At 37.1% G+C, this 26,201-nt stretch carries 23 protein-coding genes and 1 pseudogene; 7 read left to right on the forward strand and 17 right to left on the reverse strand.

Features of this window, described 5'->3' with window-relative positions:
• Positions 1-340, reverse strand: a pseudogene (locus B176_RS0100005) (group II intron reverse transcriptase/maturase); the annotation flags it as partial.
• Between the two features lie 685 nt (positions 341-1,025).
• On the opposite strand from B176_RS0100005, the gene B176_RS0100010 reads away from it, so the two are divergent.
• The 3 genes from B176_RS0100010 to B176_RS0100020 all read left to right on the forward strand — a co-directional run bounded on the left by B176_RS0100010 (position 1,026) and on the right by B176_RS0100020 (position 2,524).
• Positions 1,026-1,661 (forward strand): class I SAM-dependent methyltransferase, encoded by a 636-nt coding sequence (locus B176_RS0100010; protein WP_017256716.1) that lies wholly within the window; start codon positions 1,026-1,028, stop codon positions 1,659-1,661.
• Positions 1,662-1,884: 223 nt separating this feature from the next.
• Positions 1,885-2,235 carry a type II toxin-antitoxin system RelE/ParE family toxin gene (locus B176_RS0100015; protein ID WP_017256717.1) on the forward strand — a complete coding sequence of 117 codons (351 nt, stop codon included), beginning with the start codon at positions 1,885-1,887 and terminating at the stop codon, positions 2,233-2,235.
• On the forward strand, positions 2,219-2,524 hold the full coding sequence (locus tag B176_RS0100020; protein WP_017256718.1) for a helix-turn-helix domain-containing protein: 306 nt from the start codon (positions 2,219-2,221) through the stop codon (positions 2,522-2,524). The genes B176_RS0100015 and B176_RS0100020 overlap by 17 nt, the downstream gene beginning before the upstream one ends.
• Before the next feature lie 165 nt (positions 2,525-2,689).
• Here B176_RS0100020 and B176_RS18690 read toward each other — a convergent pair whose 3' ends face one another.
• The 5 genes from B176_RS18690 to B176_RS0100045 form a co-directional block, all read right to left on the reverse strand.
• Entirely contained in the window at positions 2,690-3,097 is a 408-nt protein-coding gene (locus B176_RS18690) for a rhodanese-like domain-containing protein (RefSeq protein ID WP_017256719.1), read from the reverse strand.
• A 29-nt stretch (positions 3,098-3,126) separates the two neighbouring features.
• Positions 3,127-4,737: an Ig-like domain-containing domain gene (locus B176_RS0100030; protein ID WP_026063053.1), complete on the reverse strand. Its 1,611-nt coding sequence runs from the start codon at positions 4,735-4,737 to the stop codon at positions 3,127-3,129.
• A 127-nt stretch (positions 4,738-4,864) separates the two neighbouring features.
• Positions 4,865-6,727 carry a tRNA uridine-5-carboxymethylaminomethyl(34) synthesis enzyme MnmG gene (mnmG, locus tag B176_RS0100035; protein ID WP_017256721.1) on the reverse strand — a complete coding sequence of 621 codons (1,863 nt, stop codon included), beginning with the start codon at positions 6,725-6,727 and terminating at the stop codon, positions 4,865-4,867.
• 279 nt (positions 6,728-7,006) lie between these two features.
• The gene (abc-f, locus tag B176_RS0100040) at positions 7,007-8,860 is read right to left on the reverse strand and encodes a ribosomal protection-like ABC-F family protein (protein WP_017256722.1); all 1,854 of its coding nucleotides are present in this window, start codon (positions 8,858-8,860) and stop codon (positions 7,007-7,009) included.
• On the reverse strand, positions 8,857-9,513 hold the full coding sequence (locus tag B176_RS0100045; protein WP_017256723.1) for an NAD(P)H-binding protein: 657 nt from the start codon (positions 9,511-9,513) through the stop codon (positions 8,857-8,859). Before B176_RS0100045 ends, abc-f begins: the two co-directional genes overlap by 4 nt.
• Positions 9,514-9,602: 89 nt before the next feature.
• On the opposite strand from B176_RS0100045, the gene B176_RS0100050 reads away from it, so the two are divergent.
• Complete coding sequence (locus tag B176_RS0100050; protein WP_017256724.1) at positions 9,603-10,313, forward strand: pirin family protein; 711 nt, start codon at positions 9,603-9,605, stop codon at positions 10,311-10,313.
• Positions 10,314-10,394: 81 nt separating this feature from the next.
• Here B176_RS0100050 and B176_RS0100055 read toward each other — a convergent pair whose 3' ends face one another.
• Together B176_RS0100055 and B176_RS0100060 are read right to left on the reverse strand one after the other, a co-directional pair.
• On the reverse strand, positions 10,395-11,834 hold the full coding sequence (locus B176_RS0100055; RefSeq protein ID WP_017256725.1) for an MFS transporter: 1,440 nt from the start codon (positions 11,832-11,834) through the stop codon (positions 10,395-10,397).
• Positions 11,835-11,837: 3 nt separating this feature from the next.
• Complete coding sequence (locus B176_RS0100060; protein WP_026063054.1) at positions 11,838-12,500, reverse strand: beta/alpha barrel domain-containing protein; 663 nt, start codon at positions 12,498-12,500, stop codon at positions 11,838-11,840.
• Positions 12,501-12,715: 215 nt separating this feature from the next.
• On the opposite strand from B176_RS0100060, the gene B176_RS0100070 reads away from it, so the two are divergent.
• Complete coding sequence (locus B176_RS0100070) at positions 12,716-13,741, forward strand: sugar kinase (protein ID WP_017256728.1); 1,026 nt, start codon at positions 12,716-12,718, stop codon at positions 13,739-13,741.
• Between the two features lie 403 nt (positions 13,742-14,144).
• Positions 14,145-14,594 (forward strand): YhcH/YjgK/YiaL family protein, encoded by a 450-nt coding sequence (locus B176_RS0100075; RefSeq protein WP_017256729.1) that lies wholly within the window; start codon positions 14,145-14,147, stop codon positions 14,592-14,594.
• A gap of 76 nt (positions 14,595-14,670) precedes the next feature.
• Here the strand turns inward: B176_RS0100075 and B176_RS20015 are convergent, their stop codons facing one another.
• The 4 genes from B176_RS20015 to B176_RS0100095 form a co-directional block, all read right to left on the reverse strand.
• Positions 14,671-15,348, reverse strand: a complete 678-nt coding sequence (locus B176_RS20015) for a hypothetical protein (protein WP_017256730.1) — start codon at positions 15,346-15,348, stop codon at positions 14,671-14,673.
• A 138-nt stretch (positions 15,349-15,486) separates the two neighbouring features.
• A complete protein-coding gene (locus B176_RS0100085; protein WP_017256731.1) occupies positions 15,487-16,758 on the reverse strand; it encodes a glucose-1-phosphate adenylyltransferase in 1,272 nt (423 codons plus the stop codon).
• Positions 16,759-16,763: 5 nt separating this feature from the next.
• Entirely contained in the window at positions 16,764-18,176 is a 1,413-nt protein-coding gene (locus B176_RS0100090; protein ID WP_026063055.1) for a glycogen synthase, read from the reverse strand.
• A 424-nt stretch (positions 18,177-18,600) separates the two neighbouring features.
• On the reverse strand, positions 18,601-20,133 hold the full coding sequence (locus tag B176_RS0100095) for a Do family serine endopeptidase (protein WP_017256733.1): 1,533 nt from the start codon (positions 20,131-20,133) through the stop codon (positions 18,601-18,603).
• Between the two features lie 205 nt (positions 20,134-20,338).
• Between B176_RS0100095 and dapF the strand changes: the two genes are divergently transcribed.
• Positions 20,339-21,133 (forward strand): diaminopimelate epimerase, encoded by a 795-nt coding sequence (gene dapF / locus B176_RS0100100; protein ID WP_017256734.1) that lies wholly within the window; start codon positions 20,339-20,341, stop codon positions 21,131-21,133.
• A 63-nt stretch (positions 21,134-21,196) separates the two neighbouring features.
• Here the strand turns inward: dapF and lptC are convergent, their stop codons facing one another.
• From lptC to B176_RS0100130, 5 genes are all read right to left on the reverse strand, one after another.
• A complete protein-coding gene (gene lptC, locus B176_RS0100105; protein WP_017256735.1) occupies positions 21,197-21,754 on the reverse strand; it encodes an LPS export ABC transporter periplasmic protein LptC in 558 nt (185 codons plus the stop codon).
• 4 nt (positions 21,755-21,758) lie between these two features.
• On the reverse strand, positions 21,759-23,048 hold the full coding sequence (locus tag B176_RS0100110; protein WP_017256736.1) for a porin family protein: 1,290 nt from the start codon (positions 23,046-23,048) through the stop codon (positions 21,759-21,761).
• Complete coding sequence (locus tag B176_RS0100115; RefSeq protein WP_017256737.1) at positions 23,035-23,784, reverse strand: type III pantothenate kinase; 750 nt, start codon at positions 23,782-23,784, stop codon at positions 23,035-23,037. The genes B176_RS0100110 and B176_RS0100115 overlap by 14 nt, the downstream gene beginning before the upstream one ends.
• Positions 23,785-24,000: 216 nt before the next feature.
• A complete protein-coding gene (locus B176_RS0100125; RefSeq protein ID WP_017256739.1) occupies positions 24,001-24,981 on the reverse strand; it encodes a DUF6427 family protein in 981 nt (326 codons plus the stop codon).
• Positions 24,982-25,067: 86 nt separating this feature from the next.
• Complete coding sequence (locus B176_RS0100130) at positions 25,068-26,075, reverse strand: glycosyltransferase family protein (RefSeq protein ID WP_017256740.1); 1,008 nt, start codon at positions 26,073-26,075, stop codon at positions 25,068-25,070.
• Between the last annotated feature and the right edge of the window lie 126 nt (positions 26,076-26,201).

Consider the following 26,201-nt stretch of genomic DNA (forward strand, 5'->3'; position numbering starts at 1 on the left):
CGCTTTTGTAGGGTCTAAAGCCATAGCTGTTCTCATGGAACTCATACTCAAACTTTGGCATTAAAACCTGTGATACGGCTTGCTGTAGCAGGCGGTCTACAGTTGTGGGGATACCCAGTAAACGGAATTTTCCTCCGCCTTTGGGTATCTCTACTCCCAGGATGGATTGCGGTAAGTATTGGTTGTCCTTTACTGTTTCCAGAAGTGCTCCCCTATGTTTTTGTACATAGGCTTTTAGCTCGGTGGTTTTTAGACCATCGATGCCCGCACTTCCTTTATTGGCTATTACTTGTTGTAATGCCTTTTGGAGGTTCTGTGGACGTAGTACCTGTGCAATCAATTTTTTTTCTGCTTTTGTTTTACATTTTGTTCTTCCTGTTCCGCTTTTACAGGGCTATAGCTTGCGCAATTCCGTTGTAAATTAAGAACCAGTTTACGTTCGGTCCTTCCCTGGTTGTGAGACCATGTGCCGTTTGTTGGCACCTCGTTGCCACAGGTACTATGACTTCTGCTGACTTCTCTTTGTGGCTAAACCCGTAGCCTAAGAGACCTCCCTCGGTAAGCACTCCCTCTTTCCGTCTATTCCCGACGCATCTACTGATCGTTCCTGTCGGTTTAAAGGCTTCGCATTGCTGTGCATGCTTACCCAGAATGACCAGCCTCTTATGCGCTTTGTGTTCCTCGGTACAGACTTTTGCCGTTCGGCTTCCTTCACTGCTTGCTCACGCAGAACCAGCTTGCCACTAGCTAATCGGCTCAGAATATTATTATCCGACTTGCCGATAAGGGACTTTCACCCTCTAGATTTTATCACTACTTTAGCTGTAGCAATGGGAGTGCATGCAAGGCACACACCACAAATTTGCATTATAATGGCTGAACTGCTTTACGTTATTTCATCGCAATTAACCAAGTTTATACGGGCAGACAAGTTTTTGCTTTCTATGCCATTACAACACAAATTCGCAAAACGTTAGTGGCAAGCATAATACCGACACAAACACATAGACAAAACAGTAAATGATATGACAAATTTTTGGGAGAACAGTTTTAAAGACAACCAAGAAATGTGGGGTTGGGAGCCAGCAGATTCAGTTATTAGGACATTGAAATTATTTAATAACAACGAAATAAAAAACATTCTAATTCCAGGTTTTGGGTATGGACGAAATGCCAAATATTTTATTGACAATGGCTTTAATGTAACAGGCATTGAAATATCTGAAACTGCAATTGACATTGCAAATAAACAATTTAACGAAAGTGTAATAATTTACCAAGGTTCGGTAAGTGCTATGCCGTTCGACAAAGAAATGTATGATGGAATTTATTGTTATTCCTTAATTCATTTACTTAACGACAAAGACAGAATAAAACTTATTGAAGATTGCTATAATCAACTAAAACCAAATGGATATATGGTTTTTGTGACAATTTCAAAAAACGATTTTAGGTTTGGACAAGGAACTGAAATTTCCAAAGACACTTTTGAACCGTGGAAAGGCCTGATATTATTTTTTTATGATTCAGGTTCAATAAAAAGAGATTTTGAAAACTTCGGTTTGGTTGAGACAGAAGAAATTAATGAACCAGAAATTGACGTAGAAGGAAAGCCTAAACAAAAATTTTGGTATATAATATGTAAAAAAGAAAATGGGTAAAAATGCCAGCCACACACAGCACATTGGCAATAGGCGGGGTTTCGTCTTCGCTTGACAGTTTTGTGGTAACCAAAAGTTCAGTTCTCCGAACAAACTCTTGTGCTAAAAAGCCCGCCCATCGCCAATCTACAAACCGTTATAGGTAAGGCTACAAACGACCGAAGTACTGAATTAAAGTTTTCCGAATCTTGTAATTTGTTATCTAATTAGCTAACTTTGTTTTGTGCAAGAAAAATTCATAAGAGAAATATTTTATTACAAAAACTACTATCTCGACTTCTTTGAAACACTGAAGCCAGAAGTCAAGAAAAAAATGAACTGGACTTTACAGCTCATTTCTACTATCGACAGGGTTCCGAAGAAATATTTTGACCACATGACAGGTTCTTCTGGAATTTTTGAAATTCGCGTAGAAGTCGGTTCGGATATATTTAGGGTATTCTCATTCTTCGATAAAGGAAAACTAATAATCCTTTTGAACGGGTTTCAGAAGAAAACCCAAAAGACACCGAAAAATGAATTAGAGCTTGCTGAAAAACTTAAAAAACAATATTTCGATGAAAAAGACAAATAATAATCTGACCTCCTTTACCAACCATTTGGACGAACAATATGGTAAAGCAGGGACAAGTACCAGAGAAGCTTACGAAGCAGGTTTTGAAGCATTTCAATTAGGTGTTATGATTCAAGAACTTCGTAAAGAACAAGGTTTAACCCAAGAACAATTAGCCGAAAAATGTGGTACGACAAAGACGTATATTTCGAGAATTGAAAACAATGCAAGCGATATTCGACTTTCGACTTTGATGAGAATTGTTCGTGAAGGATTGGGCGGACACCTCAGGCTTAGTGTGGGTGTTTAAAAATGGCAAACAGCACTACCTGTAACAGCAATTTGTGCATAAATGGCTGACGGTGGTTCAACTCAGGTTTTTCGTTAATTATTTAATTGAGTGCGGTGCGACATCGGTTCTGCAATTAATGCCATTTATGCACAAATTTTCAATACGTTAGATCTCTGAGGAAACTTAGTGTTTACCAATTTCCTTTACCGTTTGCATGCCATCCGCTACCCATTTTGTTATTCCTCCGTCTAACTCATAAATACTCTTAAAACCGTTTGAACGCATTTCTGCGGTAGCAGCGGCGCTTCTTTTACCGCTTTTGCAATACAAATAATAAGTCTTGGCTTTGTCCAGCTCCACAATTTTAGCTTTAAAATCAGCGCTTTTAAAATCGTAGTTTAAGGCATTTTTTAAATGGCCCTCGCTAAATTCTTCTGGTGTACGTACATCTAAAAGAACGAGCGCTGGGTTGTTTTGCAAGCTATCCGAGAAAATTTTAGACGCTAATATAACGTTGCTTTTAGCAGTCTGAGCTTTAACGGTAAAACCAGTGAATAATAGTGTTACGAAAATAAATAAGACAGATTTCATAATTAATATTTTAAATACAACTCGATAAATTAAAACTCGGCAGGAATTACAATCGCTTCCTCTCTATCCCAGTTGGCTCTTGTTACAATTTCCTTATCAAAGATATAAATCTTTTCAGGCTGGCGCTTTAAACGCACATTACCAGTATCATATTCGCCGTTGTTATTAATGTCTTCAATAACTTTAACCAAATACTTATTGGTTGGTATATAATTATACTGTAAAGTGGTGTTTTTAGTAATTCGGTTCTGACGATACACGCCACCCGTGGCGTTAATTAATTGAACAATGTAATTTTTAAGACTATCGGTTTTGCTTACTTTCAAACTTAAGTTTCCGTAGTTCTCGATTTCGTCTAACGTAAATTGGAGTTTAAGCTCTTTATTTGATGTTCCATAAATGTCTGTTACCGCCTCATCTTCTAAAACAAGTGTGTATGGTTTTTTGATTTGCCATTTATAATCTATTTCAAATTTTCTTTCCGAAGGTGGTAACCGCTTTATGCTAAGCCCTTGCAGTTTAGTGGAGTCAACATAAAGACCAACCCTACTTTGGTCTATTTTATCAATAGGCAGATTAAAAGTTAGGTTCAATGTTTGTTTTGGAGCAATTTTCCCGGCAGATAAATTATTATTGAAGAGAATTGTTCGCTTGTACTCATCCTTTTGACTACGTCTAAAAGTAAGGGTATCTAAAACCGTTTTATCTTCGTTTATCACCACTTTTAAAGAGTCGAATGCTATTTCCCGCAACCATAGTGATAAACTATCCCCTTTAGGGCTAAATTCGATTATAGGGTCCTTAATGCTGTTGTTGTCTAGGAAACTAATATTCGGTTTATTTATTGGGCGGTTAAAAACCATAGAAATTTTACCATCTGGTTCTAGCTTTCTGTCGGTGGTTCTAAAACGTTCTGGAATCTCTTTAAACAGTTTCAGTACAGTACCAGAGGTATCTTTAGTTAAATGAATAGAATCTTTTAGGAAAGCGATTTCTTCATTTGGAGAGTTGTAGATGCGATCCGCTGCAGTTTCTTTCAAAGCATATATTCGGTATTTATCTTCTCTTAGATTTTTGAGACTAAAATTTCCGGCACTATCTGTTGTGGTATATATGGAAGGTTTCTTTTTACCAAATATGGAATCTCGTGAAATGGGTAAAATAAAGACCGTTACTTCTTTCACCTCTTTGTTGTCATTTGCACTAATTACTTTTCCATTAATTTGTAGGGAATCAAGTTTATCGCCGGTAGAAAAAACGTAGCTGTAATTTTTTAGAACGTTAGATTCGTTTACATCTTGAATTGCTTTTCCAAAATTTACCGTGTAGGTGGTGTTTGCCTCTAAAGAATCTTTGAAATTAATAATTAAGGTTTTTTGTTTAATTTTTAAAAGAGGCGGAATTTCTTGAGCAGGAGAAATACTAACTTCGGTAAACTCGTTACTAAGTTTGAAATATTCGTCGAAAGTAATTTCGATTTTTTTCCCTTTAAAATTCCTTTTTAGATTCTTTGGACTTTCTACTAAAACTTTCGGTGCTGCCTGATCTCGAGGTCCGCCTTCTGGAGTTTGCAAACTTGCGCATGCAACGCAGAGCATTGTGCACAAAAGGAGAGCTATGTTTTGCGTTTTTTTATACATGTTTTATTAAAGGCTATTTTTAAGCGATTTAAAGCAATTTCGTGATTTTACGATAAAGATGTTTAAAAACTGAAAATAATCGTTTATCTGAGATGCTCACAACTGTTTGATTATTAGTGTTTTATATTTATCTGCTAATATGTACCATTAAAACTGAGATATCCGACGGTGTTACTCCGGAAATTCGAGATGCCTGACCTAATGTACGAGGTTTTATTTTCATCAACTTTTCTCGGGCTTCTTTTGATAGTGAATTTAGACTATGATAATTGAATTCTGGATTTATTTCTTTGTCCTCCATTTTTTTCATCTTGTCTATAATCTCTAATTCTTTTTCAAAGTAACTATCGTATTTTATTTTAATCTCGGCTTGCTCTATCGTTTCACGGTCAAAAGAATTTAAATAATCATCAAACTTAGCAGACATTTTTCTAAGATCATTAATGCTCAATTGAGGGCGACCTAGTAAGTTATGGATCTTAGTATTCTGCAGTACGGGAGAAGTACCCAGTTCTTCCAAAATTGGGTTCGCTAGATCTTTTACAACAGATAATTCTTTTGAAAATTTGATAATAGCCAAAGCGTTTGCAATCTTTTGATCTACTTTAGCTAAACGTTCATCGCCTACCAATCCTAATTTATGTGCAATAGGGGTCAGCCTTTCATCTGCATTATCTTGACGTAATAGCAACCTATGCTCTGCTCTAGAAGTAAACATACGATAAGGTTCCTCGGTTCCTTTTGTCACTAAATCATCTATTAAAACACCAATATAAGATTCTGATCTTTTAAGGATAAGCGGTTCTTTTTGATTTATTTTTTGGTGTGCATTTATGCCGGCAACAAAACCTTGTGCCGCAGCTTCCTCGTAACCGGTAGTACCATTGATTTGCCCGGCGAAGTATAAATGGGGAATCAATTTTGTTTCCAAAGAAAGATCTAATTGCGTAGGAGGGAAGAAGTCGTACTCTATGGCATAACCAGGTCTAAACATTTTTACGTTTTCAAAGCCAGAGATTTTCTTTAATGCTTTGTGCTGCACCTCTTCTGGCAACGATGTAGAAAACCCATTAACATAAATTTCCACGGTATTCCATCCTTCTGGTTCAACAAATATTTGATGACGCTCACGTTCGGCAAAGCGATTGATTTTATCCTCAATTGATGGGCAATATCTTGGGCCTAAGCCTTTGATTCTTCCGGTAAACATCGGGGATTTTTCGAAACCTTCTTTCAATTCTTCGTGTACTTCGGAGTTTGTGTAGGTTATCCAACAGCACCTTTGCTCCGGATTCATTGTGGTATCGGTATAAGAAAATTTTCCACCACCAACATCTCCCCATTGTTCCTCCATTTTAGAATAATCCAGAGATCTGCCGTCTACACGTGGAGGTGTTCCGGTTTTCATACGTCCCGACTCAAAGCCAAGTTCTACCAATTGTTCGGTAATTCCGGTCGCAGCTCTTTCTGCTGTTCTTCCGCCACCCATTTTTTTCTCACCAATGTGAATTACTCCATTTAAGAAAGTTCCATTAGTTAACACCACCGCATCTGCTTCAATCTCTATCCCTAATGACGTAATAACGCCACAAGCTTTTCCATCTTTTACGATAATAGATGAAACCATATCTTGCCAAAAGTCAACGTTTGGTGTTTGTTCTAAAGTCAGGCGCCACTCCTCAGCAAACCGCATTCGGTCGATTTGCGCTCTTGGCGACCACATAGCCGGACCTTTAGATTTGTTGAGCATGCGAAACTGGATAGAGGTTTTGTCAGAGATTATACCCGATTGACCACCCATTGCATCTATTTCCCTAACTATTTGTCCTTTTGCTACACCACCCATCGCTGGATTGCAACTCATTTGAGCGATAGTGCCCATGTTCATGGTTACCAGTAAAACTGACGAACCTAAGTTTGCTGCTGCTGCCGCCGCTTCACAGCCTGCATGGCCGGCGCCAACAACAATTACATTATATTTTTTAAACATTTTGTTTTGTTTCACGTGGAACAATTCCACAAGTTTTATTTTGTTTCACGTGGAACGCGTCTCTTTAATAGAAATGCGAGCGCTGTGATCGACCATATTATATTTAAAACAACAAATGGATAGAAGCCAGCTATCCAAGATACTGAGGCGCTTAAAACGCCTCCTAAAAGATTAAGTGAACTATAAGTTTGTTTTCTGTACTTAACCTTCCTGTAATGTTTAGGAAAAATGCCGTAAGTAATATAGTAACACCAATGGTAGCTATCCAGTTTGCTGTGTTCATGCTTCGCTAAGACTTAGCCATCTTAACGTTTTTTCTTCTAATAACTTGTTTGAGTTCTCAATTTCTGCAGAAATTTTAATTAGCTCTTCGTGGTTCGATTCGTTGTTAAGTTTGTTTGTTAACGTAGAAATTAAGCTTTCTAGTTTAGAAATCTCATCCTCTAATCCATCAAGCTCTAATTTCTCTTTATAAGAGAGCTTTGTTTTAACAACTTCTTTTTCAATTTGAGGAGTAGGGGCTGGCTTATTGTCTTTTGTTTGGCTTTTTAGCTGTTCCGCTTCTTCTCTGTATGATGAATAGTTTCCGTTAAAAATCCTTACTTCACCATTTCCTTCTAATACGAATAACTGATCGGTTAATTTGTCTACCAAATACCTATCGTGAGAAACCAATAAAAGAACGCCAGGATAGTTTTCTAAAAACTCCTCTAATACGTTCAATGTGTCAATATCTAAGTCGTTGGTGGGCTCATCTAATATCAAAAAGTTAGGATTTTTGATAAGCACCTTCATCAAATGCAAGCGTTTCTTTTCGCCACCACTCAATAAGCTTACAAAACCATGTTGTTTTTTTGGAGGAAACAAGAAATGCGTTAAAAGTTGCGACGCAGAAATTGTTTTTCCATCAGACATTACAATGAACTCTGCAATGTTTTTTACTACATCAATCACTCGTTCGCTTTCATCAAAGCTTAAACCCGATTGGTGATAATACCCAAATACCGTGGTTTCACCAATAATTACGTCACCCTTATCAGGCGTAAGCTCATTGGTGATGATGTTAAGTAGTGTAGATTTTCCAGTTCCGTTTTTGCCGGTTAAACCAATTTTATCGCCTTTTTTGAAAACATAACTAAAGTCGTTAAGTATGTTTTTGTTCTGAAAGTCTTTTGCTACGTGGTGGAGTTCCACAATCTGTTTTCCTTGCCTGCTAACCTTTACATCAAGCTTAACAGATTCTTTGTTAAACTGACCCTTTGTTTTATCTTCTAAATCGTAAAAAGCATCAATTCTTGCTTTTGATTTTGTTCCTCTGGCTTGTGGCATTCTTCTCATCCACTCCAGCTCTTTCTTTAAAAGATTTTTATTTTTTGCTAAAACGGTGCTGTTGTTTGCGTCCTGCTCTGCTTTTTTCTCTAGATAATACGCGTATTTACCTTTGTAAGTATAAACTTGACCGTTTTCTAGTTCGATAATTTCATTACAAACATTATCTAAGAAATACCTGTCGTGGGTGACCATTAAAATGGTTTTTCCGCCACTTGTTAAATAGCTTTCTAACCATTCTATCGTGTCTATATCTAAGTGGTTGGTAGGTTCGTCAATCACATAAACGTCTGGCTCATCAATCAAAAGCTTTGCTAAGCTTAATCTTTTTCGCTGTCCTCCAGAAAGGGTGTCAATTTTTTGATCTAGATGATGGATATCTAAGCGACCTAAGATCGTTTTAATCTCATGCTCATATTCCCAGGCTTCTAGGTTGCTTAGTTCTTCTGTTAAACGAGTAATCTCGTTAACGTCTGGATTTTCTTGCTCTAAAAGTTCCTCGTATTCTCTAATAATCTGCTGTTGGCGGTTATCTAAACTGAATATAAAATCGCTTATACTTTGACCAGCTAGGAATTTCGGGTCTTGTTCTAGGTAACCAAATCTGATATCTTTTGCTTTAACAACTTTGCCTTCGCTAGGCTTGATTTTTTCCGCTAAAAGCTTTAATAAAGTAGATTTTCCTGCTCCGTTTACACCTACTAGTGCAACTCTTTGCCCCGGTTGAAGTCCGAAGGTTAAATTTTTAAAAAGCCATTGGTCATTAAATGCATGGCCTAATTGTTCTGCTGATACTATACTCACACTAATCTTTTAATTTGTTCTGAATTGTGCACAAAGATGCCTCTTTTATTTTTAATTGATTCATTAAACATCGCCTTCGCAACGTCTGCTGACTCAATACTTTGATATTTCTTTAAAGGACCAATCAGTGCTAAATCTACTAGTTGCATAATGGGCAACATGATCTTCTCCATGGGTCTATTTTCTTTTCTATCACCTTTTAAAAAGGAGGGTTGATAGATTTGGATTGCTTCATAAGAGAGCACTTTTATCGCATTTTCAATTTCGCCTTTCATTTTGCTGTAAAAATTACCAGATTGTGCATTTGCTCCCATAGCGGTTACTAAATGATATTGACGAGCACCGTTTTTTAAAGCTTGCTCGGCAAAATATAATGGAATATCATAATCTACCTTTCTATAGTCTTTTAGATTTGGCGTTTTCTTTTTTGTGGAACCCAAACAGCAAAATACGATGGTGCCATTTATGCCATCACTTACATCATTCAATTTTTCAAAATCTGTTACAATTTGTTTTAATTTAGGATGAGTAATAGGTAAAGCTTTCCTCACGTAAATGGTGAGCTCTCCGTAAGCCGGACTGTCGAGCAACAACTTCAGCAAGTGACTGCCAATAAGTCCGCTAGCGCCTAGCAATATTGCCTTTTCTTTCATAGGATTCGCTGTTTTTTGCGCAACAAAAATACACAATAAAATTTGGAATAATATTTGTGTGTTTAAACATGTAATTTAAAGACAGTATTATGAAAACTATTTTTCATCCAGCAAAGGAAAGAGGCTTTAACAGTTTAGGTTGGTTAAAGAGCCATCATTCTTTCAGTTTCGGTCAATATAGCGACCCAAAGAAAATGAATTTCGGACTTTTAAGGGTGTTGAACGACGACCATGTGGAACAGTCAATGGGTTTTGGTGCTCACGGACATAAAAACATGGAAATTATTAGCATTCCGTTACACGGAGCTTTGAGACACAAAGATAGCACAGGGAGAGACGAGATTATTAAATCTGGCGATGTACAGATTATGTCTGCTGGATCTGGTATCCAACATTCGGAGTATAATGCTTCTAAAGAGGAGCCGGTTGATTTTTTACAGATTTGGGTTTTCCCTAAAGCAGAGGATATCGAGCCTCGTTATGAGCAAAAATCGTTTTCTGACAAGGATAAGGTAAACAAGTTTTTGACCGTTGTTTCTCCAAATGAAGATGATGGCGCTATTTTTATCAACCAGGATGCATGGTTTTCTTTAAGCCACATAAATACTGGTGTGGCGCTTGATTACAAGCTTAGAAGTAAGGAAAATGGCGTTTATGTGTTTGTTATTGATGGGTCAATAGAGATAAGTAACCAAACACTTGAAAAAAGAGACGCTTTAGGCGTTTATGACACAGAGAATTTTGCAATCAAAGCCAGCACAGACGCTAAGGTGTTGTTAATCGAAGTTCCAATGGCTTAGAAAACTGTTGCGTTTTATATCCATAAAAAGGGCTGATTCTCGTTAGAAAATCAGCCCTTTTAATATAACAGCTTTTTACAATTAAGCCATCGTGATTGGTTGGTACTTAGGTACCAAAGTTTTCATTACGGTCCAGCCAATTAAATAGCATACAGAACATACACAGAATATAATGAAATATCCTGCTTCTATGCCGTGAAAGCCCATAAATGACATGTCGGTGTTTTTACTGAAATCGAACAACATTCCAGATCCTTTGTTGATAAATACGGAACCTATTCCACCAGCTAAACCGCCAATACCTGTAATGGTAGCAATTGCTTTTTTAGGGAACATATCGCCAACGGTGGTGAAAATATTTGCCGACCATGCTTGGTGTGCCGCACCTGCTATACCAATTATAATTACCGGTAGCCAATAAGTCAAATGGCCCAGAGGCTGAGCTACCATCGCCAGTAATGGAAAAAATGCAAAAATCAACATTGCTCTCATCCTTCCGGCGTAAGGATCCATCCCCTTTTTCTCAACAAAGTAAGTTGGCAACCAACCTCCAATAATTGATAATAAGGTGATGGCGTACAATACAAACAATGGGAAGGCCGCTTCTGTAGAGTCCATTCCATAAACAGAGCTTAGGTAAGCTGGTGTCCAGAATAAGAAGAACCACCAAACGCCATCGGTCATAAACTTTCCGAAAGCGAAAGCCCAGGTTTGCTTGTATTTAAAGCATTCTGCAAAAGAAACTTTTTCAGTAGTCTCGGCAACATAACCTGCTATTTTGCTGTCGGCAATAATATCCTGGTTAATATAATCAAGTTCGTGAGGGTTTACTTTAGCATGTTTTTCTGGTTTTTCATACATAAAGATCCAGAATCCCATCCAAACAAAACCTAGCGCACCTATAATGAGGAAAGCCATTTCCCATCCATAAGCCTTAGCTATAAAAGGAATAGAAATTGGGGCCGCCAAGGCGCCTACGGTTGCACCAGCATTAAAAATACTGGTAGAAAATGCCCTGTCTTTTTTCGGAAAATATTCTGCAGTTGCTTTAATTGCAGCTGGGAAGTTTCCTGCTTCTCCTAAAGCCAAAACAAAGCGAGCGAAGATAAATAAGGTCACACTCACAGACATTACCATCCCGGTATTATTGGCTAACTTGAGTGCGTCTTTTGCACCTTCAAATCCTACGAACCAGTTGCCTGTTACTATTCCAGAAGTAGCGATACCGCAGAAAGCATGTAAACACGCACCTACAGACCAAATTCCGATAGCCCAAAGGAAACCTTTTTTAGTATCCATCCAATCCACAAATCTCCCTGCAAACAGCAAAGAAACAGCATAGAAAAGAGAAAATAAGGCCGTAATATTACCGTAATCATCATTGGTCCAGTGAAACTCTGGAGCTATAAAATCTTTCCAAGTTAAGGAAAGCACCTGCCTGTCCAGATAATTAATGGTGGTTGCAAAAAATAGCAGGGAACAGATGGTCCATCTGTAGCTACTCATTTTTTCAATCTTCATATTTTAGTTTTTAATTGATTTAATCAAAGCCAACACCTCTTTGGTGTCTTTTGATAGTTTATCGTAGTTTCCGTTTTCCATTACATCTTTGCTAATCAACTTGCTGCCCATACCTACGGCACAAACACCAGCTTTAAACCAGCTAGAAATATTAGCTTCGCTTAAATCAACACCGCCTGTTGGCATAAATAACTGTCCTCTAAACAATTCTTTGATAGAAGATATAAACTCCTGGCCTAGAATATTTGCAGGGAAAATTTTAATTAAACCAGCATTATGCTTTTGTGCAAGCGCAATTTCAGTAGGCGTCATACAGCCTGGAATCCATAGAATACCAGCAGCGTTAATCAGTTCTGCAACTTCAGGCACCACAATTGGACACACAATAAAATCAGCACCAGCATCAATAAAATCTTGCGCTTCTGCAGGCGTTTTAATTGTTCCAATACCTAATTTTAGCTCAGGCATTGTTTTTTTTGCAACTTCTTTTAACTTTTTAAAGTTAGCAAGCGCTTCTTTACCCCTATTGGTATATTCAATCACCCTTACACCAGCATCATACACAGTTTGTGTAATGTCAATACTTTTTTGTTCATCAGCATGAAAAAATAAAGGAAGCATACCTTGGTCGGTAATCGCTTTTAGAAGCATAGATTTTGTATCCATTTTTGTATAATTTATTAGGTTTTGTGTTAAAGAGATAACTAATGTAGCTATTATAAGATAATTTGCGTTCATGTTGGGTAGATTAATTTACGCAATCGATACCGATGATTTTCATGTAAAAAGAGCTTTTGTAACAGCCTTTATCGTACTTTTGGTTAATACAGGTGGAATTATTTTTATAAACCAATTTTTAATTTACTAAACAACAGCAAACGATGTCAAAAAAAGTCGTAACCCTTGGAGAAATAATGATGCGATTATCAACTCCAGATTTCAAAAGATTTGTGCAGAGTGATTCATTTGATGTAACCTACGGTGGCGGAGAAGCTAACGTGGCAGCAGCAATTTGTAACTATGGTTTAAACGGAACATTCGTTTCTAAAGTACCTGATACTGCAGTTGGTCAAGCGGCAATCAACCATTTACGTAGATATGGCGTTGACACTAAGTTTGTTGCCAGAGGCGGAAACAGACTAGGAATTTATTTCTTGGAAACTGGTGCGTCTATGAGAGCTTCGCAAGTAATTTATGACAGAGCAGATGCTTCAATTGCTGAGTGTGATGCTTCTGAATTTGATTGGGATGCAATTTTTGAAGGTGCTGATTGGTTCCATACTACTGGAATTACCCCAGCATTAAGCGATAGAGCTGCAGCTTTAACTTTAGCAGCACTAAAAGCAGCAAAAGAAAGAGGCGTTACTACCAGTATCGACTTAAACTACCGTAAAAAATTATGGAGTAAAGAAAAAGCTCAGAAAGTAATGACAGAGCTTTGCCAATATGTTGATGTTTGTATCGGTAACGAAGAAGATGCAGAAATCAGCTTAGGTTTTCACAACAGTAAAACAGACGTTACCAAAGGTGAGTTGAACCTAGACGGATTTAAAGACATTTGTAAGCAAATGAAAGCGAAATTCAATTTCAAATACATTGCTTCGACTTTAAGAGAAAGCTATAGCGCATCTGACAACGGATGGAGCGCATTGGTTTACGACGGTAACGAATTCCACCATACAAAAGAATACAAAGTACGTATTGTTGACCGTGTTGGTAGTGGCGATTCATTTGCAAGCGGTTTCATTTTTGGTTTAGTAACCGGAAAATCAATGAAAGATGCGGCAGAATTTGGTGTTGCTGCTTCTGCATTAAAACATACAATCCCAGGCGATTTAAACCATGCTACGCGTTCAGAAGTTGAAGGTTTAGTAGGTGGTGATGGTTCTGGTAGAGTAGTGAGATAATTTGATAGTCTATAGACGATGGTCGATTGTCCATGGACTTTTCAAGATAGATAGGAAATGATTTGGGCGTTTTAACACGCTATCCGTTATATATTTTTTGTCACCCTGAGCGAAGTCGAAGGACAAAAAAGGATGTCACTTCTATCGTTAACGCATAAAAAAGTCCATGATCAATATCTGATTCATGGACTTTTTAAATAGATTAAGCCTCACCCCAACCCTCTCCGAAGGATAGGGGGCTATCTAATCACGGGAAGGACTAATGAACTAAAAAGAATTTGGGGTTTGGGATTTCGGGAAAACAATGAACTAATTCGCCACCCAGCAGATACTAATTGACTAGTTTTGCCACAACGCAAATCCCTAACAACCTAACAAACCAACCACCTAACAAACTAAAAAAATGATTATAGATACCTTAGCAAACGCAGACAAATACACAAGTGTACACCCATTATTTGCACAAGCTTTTGCATACATTAAAGCAACAGATTTAACCACTATAGAAGTAGGTAAATACGAAATTGCAGATGGTTTAAAAGCAATTGTTTCTGACAAAGCAGGGATGACTGCAGCAGAATCAGAAGCTAAATTTGAGTGCCATAACCAGAATATTGATATCCAGGTTTGTATCCGCGGAACAGAAAATATCGGGTGGAAAACCAGAAACGAATGTAAAGATCAAAAAGGCGATTATAACCCAGAGAAAGATGTTCTGTTTTTTAACGATAAGCCAACTATGCACTTCACTTTAAACGATAATCAGTTCGTGGTTTTCTTTCCAGAAGATGTTCACGCTCCAATGATTGCCGATGGGGAAGTAAAGAAAATGGTGATAAAAGTGAGGAAGTAATATTTCTTTGTTTTAATATTGCCAAAAAGCCATTGTACACTACGCACAATGGCTTTTTTGTTTATTGATTTTATTTTTAAAACGTATAGCCTAAGCTTATGCCGAAATATGGCTGGAATCCATCACTAGTAAAAATAGGCGTAAACCCACCTCTAAAAGAAAAACCGCTAGTTACAGGCTGTAACCTGTACATAAAGGCCATGGTTCCAATCACGGTACTACCGCCATTTCCAAAAAAGCTATCATTATCTAAAGATAAACTAGCGTAAGTAGCTCCAAGCCCCACTTCAAATAAGTTTTTACCGTCACCTAGTAAATAGTTTAATGATACCGGAACAGTTATAAAAGAATCTCCATCTCCACCAATGGCTCCAATACCAACCCTACCTCCAATACCATTGCGTTTATTGCTAAATCTAGTGTCATAATTGGCACTCATTATTAATCCCTGTGCTCCAAGTTCTACATAAACGTTTTGTGCTCTTTTACTCGAAATGGTTGGAGACATTGCTTGGTTTTGTATGTTCTCAGTCGTTCCGTTTTCATAAACAATTTTAAAAACCTGATCTTTTCCTATTGTGTAAAGGGGGCCGTTTTGGTTAGCAAATACTTTATATTTAATTTCTGTGGACCCAATCTCTATTACCTTGGTTTCTAATACTTCTCCATTGGTTTTATAAACTTTGTCTTGGGCAGTAGCAATTGCGGCGGTTGCAAATAGCAGTATAGCCGTCAATCTTAATAATTTTTTCATGTTTTATTTTTGGTTTGATTAGCCAATTTTAGGTATTTTATTTGAATAAAGCGTACGATTTTATTTTGCCAAAAAAATAAAGACACAAAAAAAGAGCTACCTAAAAGACAGCTCCTTATGCTTAAATTAATTTTTTAATTACCCAATTACCGTTCCGTCTGGAATAATTGCACTTTTTTTAATTACAATAATACCTTCTTTAATGGTGTGCGTTGCACAATCAGAATCGGGTAAATGCTGCCCGCCTTTTATGGAAACATTATTGCCTATGTAACAGTTTTTATCGAGGATGGCGGTGTCAATAACGCTATTTTCGCCAATTCCTGTTAAAGGTTTATGGGCGGCCGCGTCACCTCTCATTTCCTCAATAGTTTGGTAATAATCACTACCCATAATGTAGCAGTTGCTCACTTTTGTGCCTTTACCAATTCTACTTCTGATACCAACTACCGAGCGCTTAATTTCATCGGCATTAATAATACAGCCGTCGGCAATAATTACGCTTTCTAACCTGGTTCCGCCAATTTTACTTGGTGGTAACATGCGGGCTCTCGAATAAATAGGGCAATTATCAAATAGGTTAAACTCCGGAACGTCATCCGTTAAACCTAAGTTTGCTTCAAAAAATGAATCGATATTACCAATGTCTGTCCAATAACCTTCGTACTGGTAGCTGATTATTTTGTTGATGCCAACCGCATCCGGAATAATCTGTTTTCCGAAATCATGGCGATTATTTCCTTCTAACATGTTAATCAAAACATTCTTGTTAAATAGGTAAATACCCATGGATGCCAAGTAATTTCTTCCTTGAGCTTCCATTTCTGGTCCTACTTCAGATTCCCAGCCAATAATTTTTTCGGCATTTGGCTTTTCTGTAAAAGAGGTGATGCTTAAGTTTTCATCGGCCTTTAAAATTCCAAAACTGGTACCGTCTTTTGCATTTACCGGAATAGTTGCGATGGTGATTTCTGCGCCTTTATCAATATGGTTTTTAATCATGTGGCGGAAATCCATTTGGTATAACTGATCTCCCGAAAGAATTAAAACGTATTCAAAATCGTGTTGTTTTAAATGATGTAAACTTTGACGAACAGCATCGGCAGTTCCTTGATACCAGCCTTCGTTACCCGGAGTTTGCTCTGCAGCCAGTATATCTACAAAAGCATTACTAAAAGAACCAAAGTTATAGGTGTTTTTGATGTGTTTGTTTAACGATGCAGAATTAAACTGCGTAAGTACAAACATTCGCATTAGATCAGAATTGATGCAGTTTGAAATGGGAATATCAACCAAGCGATATTTACCTCCTATCGGAACTGCAGGTTTTGAACGCGTTGCGGTTAAGGGTGATAGTCTGGAGCCTTGACCGCCACCAAGAATGATGGAGATAACTTTAGATTCTAACATAATATTTAATTTAAGCTTTTATATAATTCGTAATATTCTTTGGCAGACTTGGTCCAGGAGAAATCTAGATCCATCATTTGTTTGCGGATCTGATTTAGATTTTTGGTGTCTTGATACAATTGTACCGCTCGGCCAATAGCATAAACCATTTCCATAATCTCTAAACTATCAAATCTGATACCATAACCGTTTTTATCGTTGATATCAATAACGGTATCTTTTAAGCCACCTGTAGACCTTACGATCGGAATAGTTCCGTAGCGTAATGAGTACAGCTGATTTAATCCACATGGTTCAACCCTGGATGGCATTAAAATAAAATCTGCACTTGCATATATCTGATGGGATAAAACCTCATCATAACCAATAAAACAATTGAAATTGCGCAAGTAAATTTGCACTTCTTTTAGCGTTGCTTCAATGGCTTTGTCTCCAGAACCCAATATCAAGAAATTAATCTCACCCTGATGACGTAAAAATATCTCTCTAATTAGCTCCACCAATTTATCAGCACCTTTTTCAATAACCAAACGTCCAATAAATGTGAAAAGGGGTTTCGTTGGGTCTAGATTGAATTTGGTACAAACCTCTAACTTGTTCTGTTCTTTACCAGTTTTTACAGTTGTTTTTTGATAATTGTGGCTCAGCATGGGGTCGGTTTTTGGGTTCCAAACGTCCACATCTATCCCGTTTAAAATTCCTACTGCTTTGTGCTTTTCCAATTCAAACAAAAACTCCAATCCATGTGCTTTGTAGTGGAGTTCTTCCAAATAGCTTGGAGAAACTGTAGTGTATTTCCAGCAACATTTAACCGCTGAAGCCAAAGGATTTATACAGTTGTTCCATTCTAATGCGCCACCGCTTTCGGCGTTTACTTCTGGCAGGTAATGAAATTTTTCCCAACCCATCCAACCTTGGTATTCGCCGTTGTGTATGGTAAATACTGAAGGCGTGGTTGCCAAGCTTTTATATTTGTTGGAATGTTTAATTAAAAAAGGAACCAGACCAGTGTGATTGTCATGACAGTGGAAAACGTCGATTTGTTTGTTTGTAGCTATAATCCAATCTAAAACGGCTATTTGAAATGCAACAAACTGTTCGGTTTCATCAGGGTACGAGTAAATTTCTGTGCGATCTAAAAGATCTGGTATTTTGATGAGGTATAGCTCAAAACCCAAGGTATTTTCTTTTTCTTTTAAAACCTCAAAATCAAAACTCCTATAACCTAGTTTGGATGACGACTTATGGACACACTCGAACTGGTGAGTTTGCGTAAATTTTTTGTCGTAGAAAGGCATAGCAACCATCGCATGCATACCTAAACCTACCTGATATTTTGGTAAAGCACCCACTACATCGCCCAAACCTCCGGCTTTAGCAACTGGGTAACATTCTGCGCTTAAATGTAAAACGTTCATGATTATTTTTGTGTCCTTTAAATTAGTGTTTCTTTTTATGAAATTCAATGCTGGCAAGAAATAAAGTTTCTACACTATGAAAATTACAGATATTGTAATTGTGCCGTTGTTTTAATGCAATTTTATGATTGAATTGGAAACCAAAACCCCTCTTTTATATAGATTTAGAAAACGTTTGGTGGCTATGGTGTATACTGGTTAAAAATAGAGTTTTGGTTTTTTTTCTTAAAATATGAGTAGAATTAGCTAAAAGGACAGGAAATACCAATGATTTTATTGTAAGATAAGTGCCCAGCCCCGGTAAATTAATCTCAGAAACTCCTAATGCATAGTTGTGAAATGTTCTTTGCGATTGCCAAAATTTAGTCAAAAAAAACCTCAGTAATACAAGAATTACTGAGGTTGATAAAAATTGAATTGCTGTTTATTTTACAGGGAAAGTTACTCTAAAACGACTGCCGTCTGGTACAAAACCTTGCAGAGCAACCATTTTAGTGTCTTGTTTAAGCGCAGCAACAACCTGGTCGTTATTATTAACGCCTCTACCGTTTACGGTAGTAATTACTGTTCCCTTCGGCATATCGTACATGTCAAAAACTTTTCCGGGTGCAACGCTGGTTACAACCACACCTGAATTGATTCCGTATTTTTTCTTTGCAACATCTGTTAAGGGAGAAAAAGTTGCCCCTAAGCTATTTACAACCTCGGTAACTTCTTTGCTGTTGCTAGCTAATTTATTGCCTTCACTGCCTTTAAGCGTAACGCTAAAGTTTTTCATCTTTCCATCTCTCAATACGCCCAAAGTAATTTTATCGCCCGGACGCATGGTACCAACTCTTTCCTGTAAACGAGCAGATGAACTTATTTCCTGCCCATCCAATTGTTTGATGATATCTCCTTTTTTGATACCTGCTTTTTCAGCAGCACCGTCTTCTAGCGTCGAGTTTATATACAATCCGTCTATTTCGCTAACTTTAAGATCTTTTGCAACATCCGCATTCAGTTCCTGAAACGTCACCCCAATAAATCCTCTTTTAACTTCGCCAAATTTCAAGAAATCGTCCATTACTTTTTTAGCCAAATTTACTGGAATCGCAAATCCGTAACCTTCATAAGTTCCTGATTGGGAAGCAATGGCCGAATTGATTCCGATCAGCTCGCCACGAGTGTTGACCAAAGCGCCGCCACTATTTCCTCTGTTGATTACCGCATCTGTTTGAATAAATGATTCAATAGATGAATTTGTAGGCGGATTATTAGGGTCGTAACTGTTTCTGTCAATTTCTGGTGCAAGAATACCAATTTGACGAGATTTTGCACTTACGATACCGGCTGTTACCGTAGATTCCAATGTTAATGGGAAACCAACAGCTAATACCCACTCTCCCACTCTTACATCATCTGAGTTTCCAAGTTTTACGATTGGCAAATCAGTAGCACTGATTTTTATTAATGCTAAATCGGTGTTTTTATCTCTTCCTATTACTTTGGCTTCAAGCACTCTTTTGTCAGACAAAATCACCTCTATCTTTTCAGCATCTTCAACTACGTGGTTATTTGTCATAATGTAGCCATCGCCCGTTACAATTACGCCAGAACCTTTTCCCATTGGGGCTGGTGCATTTTTTTGCGGTGTTGACTGTCTTCTTCTTCCAAAGAAATCTTCGAACATATCTCCAAATGGGTCGTTTGCCGCTTGCCCTTTAGAACGGCTGTAGGTTGTTCTCACATGAACTACGCCAGGCGAAACCGCAGCTGCCGCCTGTGTAAAATCTACTGCGCCCGTTGAGGCCGTTATCTCTGAGGGATTATTTGCAAAATAAACTTTTTGTCTTTCACTGAGGCTTAAGCCGTCCAGTGTGTTTGGTTCTAATAACTTGTACGCTCCAATTGCCACTGCGCCTCCAACAAATGCGGTTAGTAAAGTAAACCCTATTTTCTTCATATTACTATTCATCTTTTTTTAAATTTAAGATTATATAAACGGACATTCAAAAATAATACCATATAGACGCATTATACAAGGGCTTGTTGCCCCTTTTTCTGTTAAATATTGTTAAACTTATTGCGTATAAATTGATTTCTAAATATTTCCAATCATCGGAATGTAATCGCGGTAATAAGATATTGCTTAAACGATCTAAATTACTCATTTTTGCACTATGCTTGTACAACAATTGCCATTTTACAAATACCAAGGGGCTGGAAATGACTTTATTATGGTAGATAACCGTAATTTAACCTATCAACACCACGCTCCAGAAAAATTAGCAAAGATCTGCGATAGAAGATTTGGCATAGGCGGTGACGGGATTATGTTTTTAGAACCTGCCGAAGGTTTTGATTTTAAAATGGTTTATTACAATGCAGACGGTAACCCGAGCAGTATGTGCGGAAACGGCGGAAGGTGTATTGTTGCTTTCGCTAAGTTTTTAGGTGTAATTGATACGGAAACTACTTTTATTGCGGTTGACGGACCGCATTATGCCAAAATTGCAGACTCAGGAGATTGGGTGAGCCTACAGATGATTGATGTTGAGCATATCGAGAGAGACGGAAAAGATTTTGTTTTAAACACAGGATCGCCACACTATGTAACATTTGCAGAAAAGGTAGCTGATAAGGATGTGTTTACAGAAGGCAGAGCAATTAGGTACAACAAAACTTACAAAGCAGCAGGCATAAATATTAATTTTGTTGAACCCAAAGCTGATCATTTATTTGTGCGTACTTACGAACGTGGCGTAGAGGCTGAAACCTTTGCATGTGGCACAGGTGTAACTGCTGTTGCCCTAGCTAATGCTTATGCGAACGGCAAAACAGGAATAATTGAAACGCCAATTAAAGTTTTAGGTGGTGAGTTGAATATTCGCTTTAATTATGACGGTAAAATATTTACAAAAATATTTTTAGAAGGTCCTGCCAAGCAGGTTTTTAAAGGAGAGATTAGTCTTTAGGGACTGTTATTCCCTTACAAGTTGAAATCGAGTGTAACTATTTGGTAGCATTGTATAACGCTCTTACTGTTGGTTCAAATCGTCTTTAAAGTTGAAGGTTCCGGAGCCTTGCTTAATTTCATAGTAAGAAAAATCTTCATTAGACCAAAAACCCGGACCGGTAATCAAATTGCCATCGGTATTAATGGTTACCAGTTTGTTAGAGTAAAAGCGTTTCAAGTTCTCGTCCCAAATTAGTTCTTCAGACTTAAAAGTTTTCCCCTCGGCATTTGTAGCTACCACGTTTTTCTTAAGCTCAACAATTCTTTGATTTTCTTTTCGGATGGCATAATCAGACGTTACAGTACTTGTCTGTTTTAAGTCCTTATCAAAGAAAATTACTTTGATACCTTTCGGCATTTCATAGTAAGGGTTGCTTGTTTTGTGATTGTATAAAATGGGTGTAGTTAATTTGGCTTTAACATGTGCCGAATCACTATAAATAATCTCTGCACCTTTGGTGATCTCCACATCTTCCTTTTGCTTAAGTTCAATTTCCTTTACCTTACTTAAGTCGTTCTCACACGATGTAAGAACACTTATTAGGGCAATAGAACAGCAAAAAAGAAGATTTAGCTTCATTATCTTAATCGTATTTATACTTCTGGAACCATTTATCGTTGATGGTAAAGCCTAAGTGAAGGTTTACAAAGTTTTCTTTTACCAAATTATTTTTGAGCGTTCCTCTTGTACCAACTTCTGTTGCTAAATTGATTTTATAGAAAGCATTTCTAGCAGAGGCTAGTGGGAAACCAAAACCTAGATTAACGGATTTTACATTGATATCCTGCGTTCCTAAGGTTACGTAAGATTTATCGTAGCTTACCCCAAAGCGATAATCGATTAGTTTTAGGTAGTTGGTTACGGCGTTAACATTTGGGGTAATTTGACCACCAATGGAAAAGCCCCAGCTATCATTCAAATCGTCTGTTGAGCCTGTTTTATCAAAATCAGACCACTTTGCCATTCTAAAATCGGCACCTATTAACCATTTATTCAAACGCTCTATACTGAAACCAAAATTATGGTTAGTAGGTAGTGTTAAGTTTCCTTTAACACCATCGGTAAAAGCCACCGTATCTGCTCTAAAATCAGCATCTGTAGAACTTGAGTAACGGGTTGAAAGCTGAGAAAACTTAGTATTCAACTGCGTTTTTACACCTGCTGTATAGCCCAAAGTTAAGCGGGTGTTTTTATTTAATGCTGCAATGTACTGCGCACCAAAATCAAAATTTAAACCGCCAACCGAATTATTGTTTTCGGTTTTGGAATTAAGAAAGCCCACATATTTTGAGAATTCTGTTGCTTGGATCTCTTTTAAGTTTCCAAAAGTGTAGTTCATATTAACACCAATACTTAAATGTTTGCCAAAAGCAATTCCGTAACCCAAATACGCTCTTGTTAATCCACCTTCGCCAGCGTATACATGATCTACTGAAAAGGTATCTACTTTTTGATCGCTGTTTTTAAACTCGTAACCTAAATTACTGTAAGGCATCAATCCAAAGCTTAAAGCTGATTTTTTTGATACTGGAATGCCAATTACCAAGTGACTTAAAGACGCGTTAAAACTGCTTTCTGATAAGCTTCCTTTTTTTAAACCTTGGTTGTATGCGCTTGCGCCGATATCAAAAACTGTTAACCGCAGGTTTGAATAGGATGCTGGATTAGAAACATTTATGTTTTGATAAGCTCCCATAGTGCTAATACCATAACCTAAATTACCCATTGCTTTTTGCTGAGGCAAATAACTGCCTTTTAAATTTCCGACTCCGTATTTTGAATATGGCGAATTGATGGTGGATTGTGCGATTGCATTACATGCTATTGCAAGCAAAACTGTAAATGCAAGGAAATATTTTTTATTTAAGATCATGCTGATAGTTAACAACCGTATTTAAACCTATTAAAACTAAATTAGGTTCATGTAAAATTAAGTTTGCAAATATGCTGTTTTTAAATTTTGTATCAAAAAACGCCGAATCACCACCTGATAGTATAATTTTTCCGTGTTTATGTGTATTTAAAAACGTTTTTATAAAGCCTTCTGCCTCGTAAACGCATCCGTTTATTGCACCAGAACTAATGGCTTCTTTACTGTTTCTGCCAAAATCACCTTCAAAATTTGGATCAAAACTAAGCTGTGGAAGTTTCGAAGTAAAGTGGTGCATGGCATCAAACCGCATTTTAATGCCGGGCGAAATACTACCGCCGTAGTAATTTGCTGTTGCATCTACACTGTCGTAAGTGATGCAGGTTCCGGCATCTATTACCAAAACAGCTTGTTCTGGGTATAAGTAATTGGCAGCAATAACCACCGCTAACCTATCTAATCCCAAGCTGTCGGGTGTTTGATAGTTGTTTTTTATCGGGATTTTGGTGTGCTTGTTAAATTTGATATAGTTGATTTGGCTTGCAATAACCGCTTCGTCAAATCCTAACTCGCTTTTAACGGATGATACGATGCCGTTATTTACCTTTTTGCTTTTAATTATCTCGCTAACAAAATCTGTAATGATTGCTGGCGCAGTGTAGCTATAAACAATTTCATTTTGATCAAAAACGGCAAGCTTTGTTAAAGAGTTGCCAATATCTATAACGAGATTAGGCATTTACCATTCCTTCTTGTCTTGCTATTTTTCGAAAAACAAAAATGAATTCCACACCAAATTTTGAATAGGAAAAAGTGGTAAATTCAAATTTCATTTTACACCAATTAGACATTTAAAATCAAAACAGCGAATGAAAAAACCATTCATTCGTACAAAACTATCAAAATTTAACAGTTCAAGCTGTACTTCTTTGTTAAAAAAAGTTAAACAAAAAATCTAGGTAAACTGGAAGTAGAGGATGACTACAATTATGGAAAGAAACAAGCTTTCAAAAACCCATTTCTTTTTGGCACTCACAAAATAGTAGGAAATAGATAGCGCTACCGGAATTGCACAAAGTAAGAAATGATTGATCCTAAAATCGGGCTTTAAATAGAAAGAAATGATGGCGATTAAAAGAATAAAAATGGCCAGTTGAAATGATTTGCGCACCAAAACGTAACTTTTGAAAAAATTTTGGTTTAGGTAATAAAAACTTAGTAAAACACAGGTTGCTATTGGAAAAAGCACCATATAATCTAACACCTTTATATTGATGTAGATTGGCAATTTTGTTGATAAAGGTTCCCAAATCTCTATAAAACCCATCAATTTTCCGTTCCAATAATAGTAAACGCCCAAAATAAACATCAGTGTTAAAAAGCCAATTAAAACACTTACCCACTCTCGCCAGTAAAAGGGTTTAAATAGCAGTAAAGCAATCCACAAGAGCATTAAAAAAGCTACAAACGGAAAATAAAAGAGTGTCCCCAGTGCAACTACCAGCCCCAAGTCAAACATGGCAGCTATGGAACTATTGTTTTTATACTCTACTAAAATTTTATTGAAAATAAAAAGCAAGAAAAAATTACAGAGCAAAGGCGGGGTAAAAGATAAAAAAGGCGTAAAAACACTACAAACCAAAATGTAGCTAGCGGCTGGTAAAAATGTGGATTTACCTAAAATACCATGTTTGTTGATAATTTGGTTAAAAAGTACGGCTTGCAAATAGGTGATAACAATTGCAATGGAGATATTTGCAATTGGCGATAAGTAGGTATCTAAATTAAAGGGGATCAACAGCCTAGAGAAAAACTCGGTAAAGCCCGAGTTCACTGCTTCTGGCAAGTGCAGAAATAAGCCTATTCTAAGCACCAACGTAAGTACGAAGAGAAAAAACAGGTTGATAAAATTTAAATTTCTGAACTGTTGTACCATGCTTTAATTTACCGACACACAATAATAAGCATATTGGATGAAGTACAGCGGGTTTGATCTAATTTCAATAAGTTCATTTGTGCTAATTATTTAACACTTTTTTTAATTTCTGTGAATTTAGCAACCAAATCGCTTATAATTTTCGCTGTTTCATCTGGAAAATCCAGCTGAATTTTTTTATTCCCGTTTACCCATTCTCTTAATACTTGCACCAAGTTTTTATCGATTTTTTTTATGATTGGTAAACCCATTTCTTCTGCAGCTGCCGCGTTGCAGGTTTGTTCAAACTGATTTTTCATGGGCATCATAATCACTTTTTTGCCAAGGTAAAGCGCTTCTGCCGGCCCCTCGAAACCACCCCCTGTGAATAAGCCTGCACAGTTTTCTAAACTTTTATTGAAAGCCTCATTGTTAATTTGTTGAACCACCACATTGTTATATTGGTATGGTGTTTTTTGATGTTTGCTAAAAACTTGCCATTGCACATCGGGCAACTGATGCAGGTATTTAACAATTACCTTGTCATCAACTGCAGGTAAATAAACCGTATAATATCCATGATTTTCGGGCTTTAGATCTCTTATCTGTTGTCGAATAACTGGCGTATGTATAAAACTATCGTAGTTCTGGAAATGAAAACCTACCTGATGTGTGGTTGGTGCATAATATTTTAGAATGAGTTCAGCGTATTTTTCCCGCCTTGTAGACCGCGGAGTTAAGGGCGACAAAAAAGAAGCTTGGTGGCTTAATGCTACACTTTCTATTTTCTTGATTTTACAGGCCCAAGCGGTAATTGGTTCAAAATCATTGATGATTAAATCGTAATCTTTAAACGGAACAGATTGCATATCCTTAAAGAACTGCTTTAAGTTCATTTCTTTAAAAGTTTTCCAATAATCTATGCCCCCATTTTTACCAAAAACGTAGCTGAATCCATGAAAATTATATTTTACAAACTCGGTTAAAGAAACATCGGCCTGCGAGCCACTAATTAACAAATCTAATTCGCCATGCTTTTGCAATAAAGGTACAATCTCTCTTGCTCGGCTGATATGTCCGTTTCCGGTACCTTGTATGGCGTATAAAATTTTCATAGACGAACAAACATAAATAAATCTCGTATTATCTCAAGCATAAAGTATATGCTGAACAAAGTTTAAGAGATTAACCATGAAGGTTAAGGAGGTTTTTTACAGAAGTTAGTAGAATTGATTATACGA

Origin of the sequence: Pedobacter arcticus A12 (genome assembly GCF_000302595.1) — a bacterium.
In the GTDB taxonomy this organism is placed as follows: Bacteria; Bacteroidota; Bacteroidia; order Sphingobacteriales; family Sphingobacteriaceae; genus Pseudopedobacter; species Pseudopedobacter arcticus.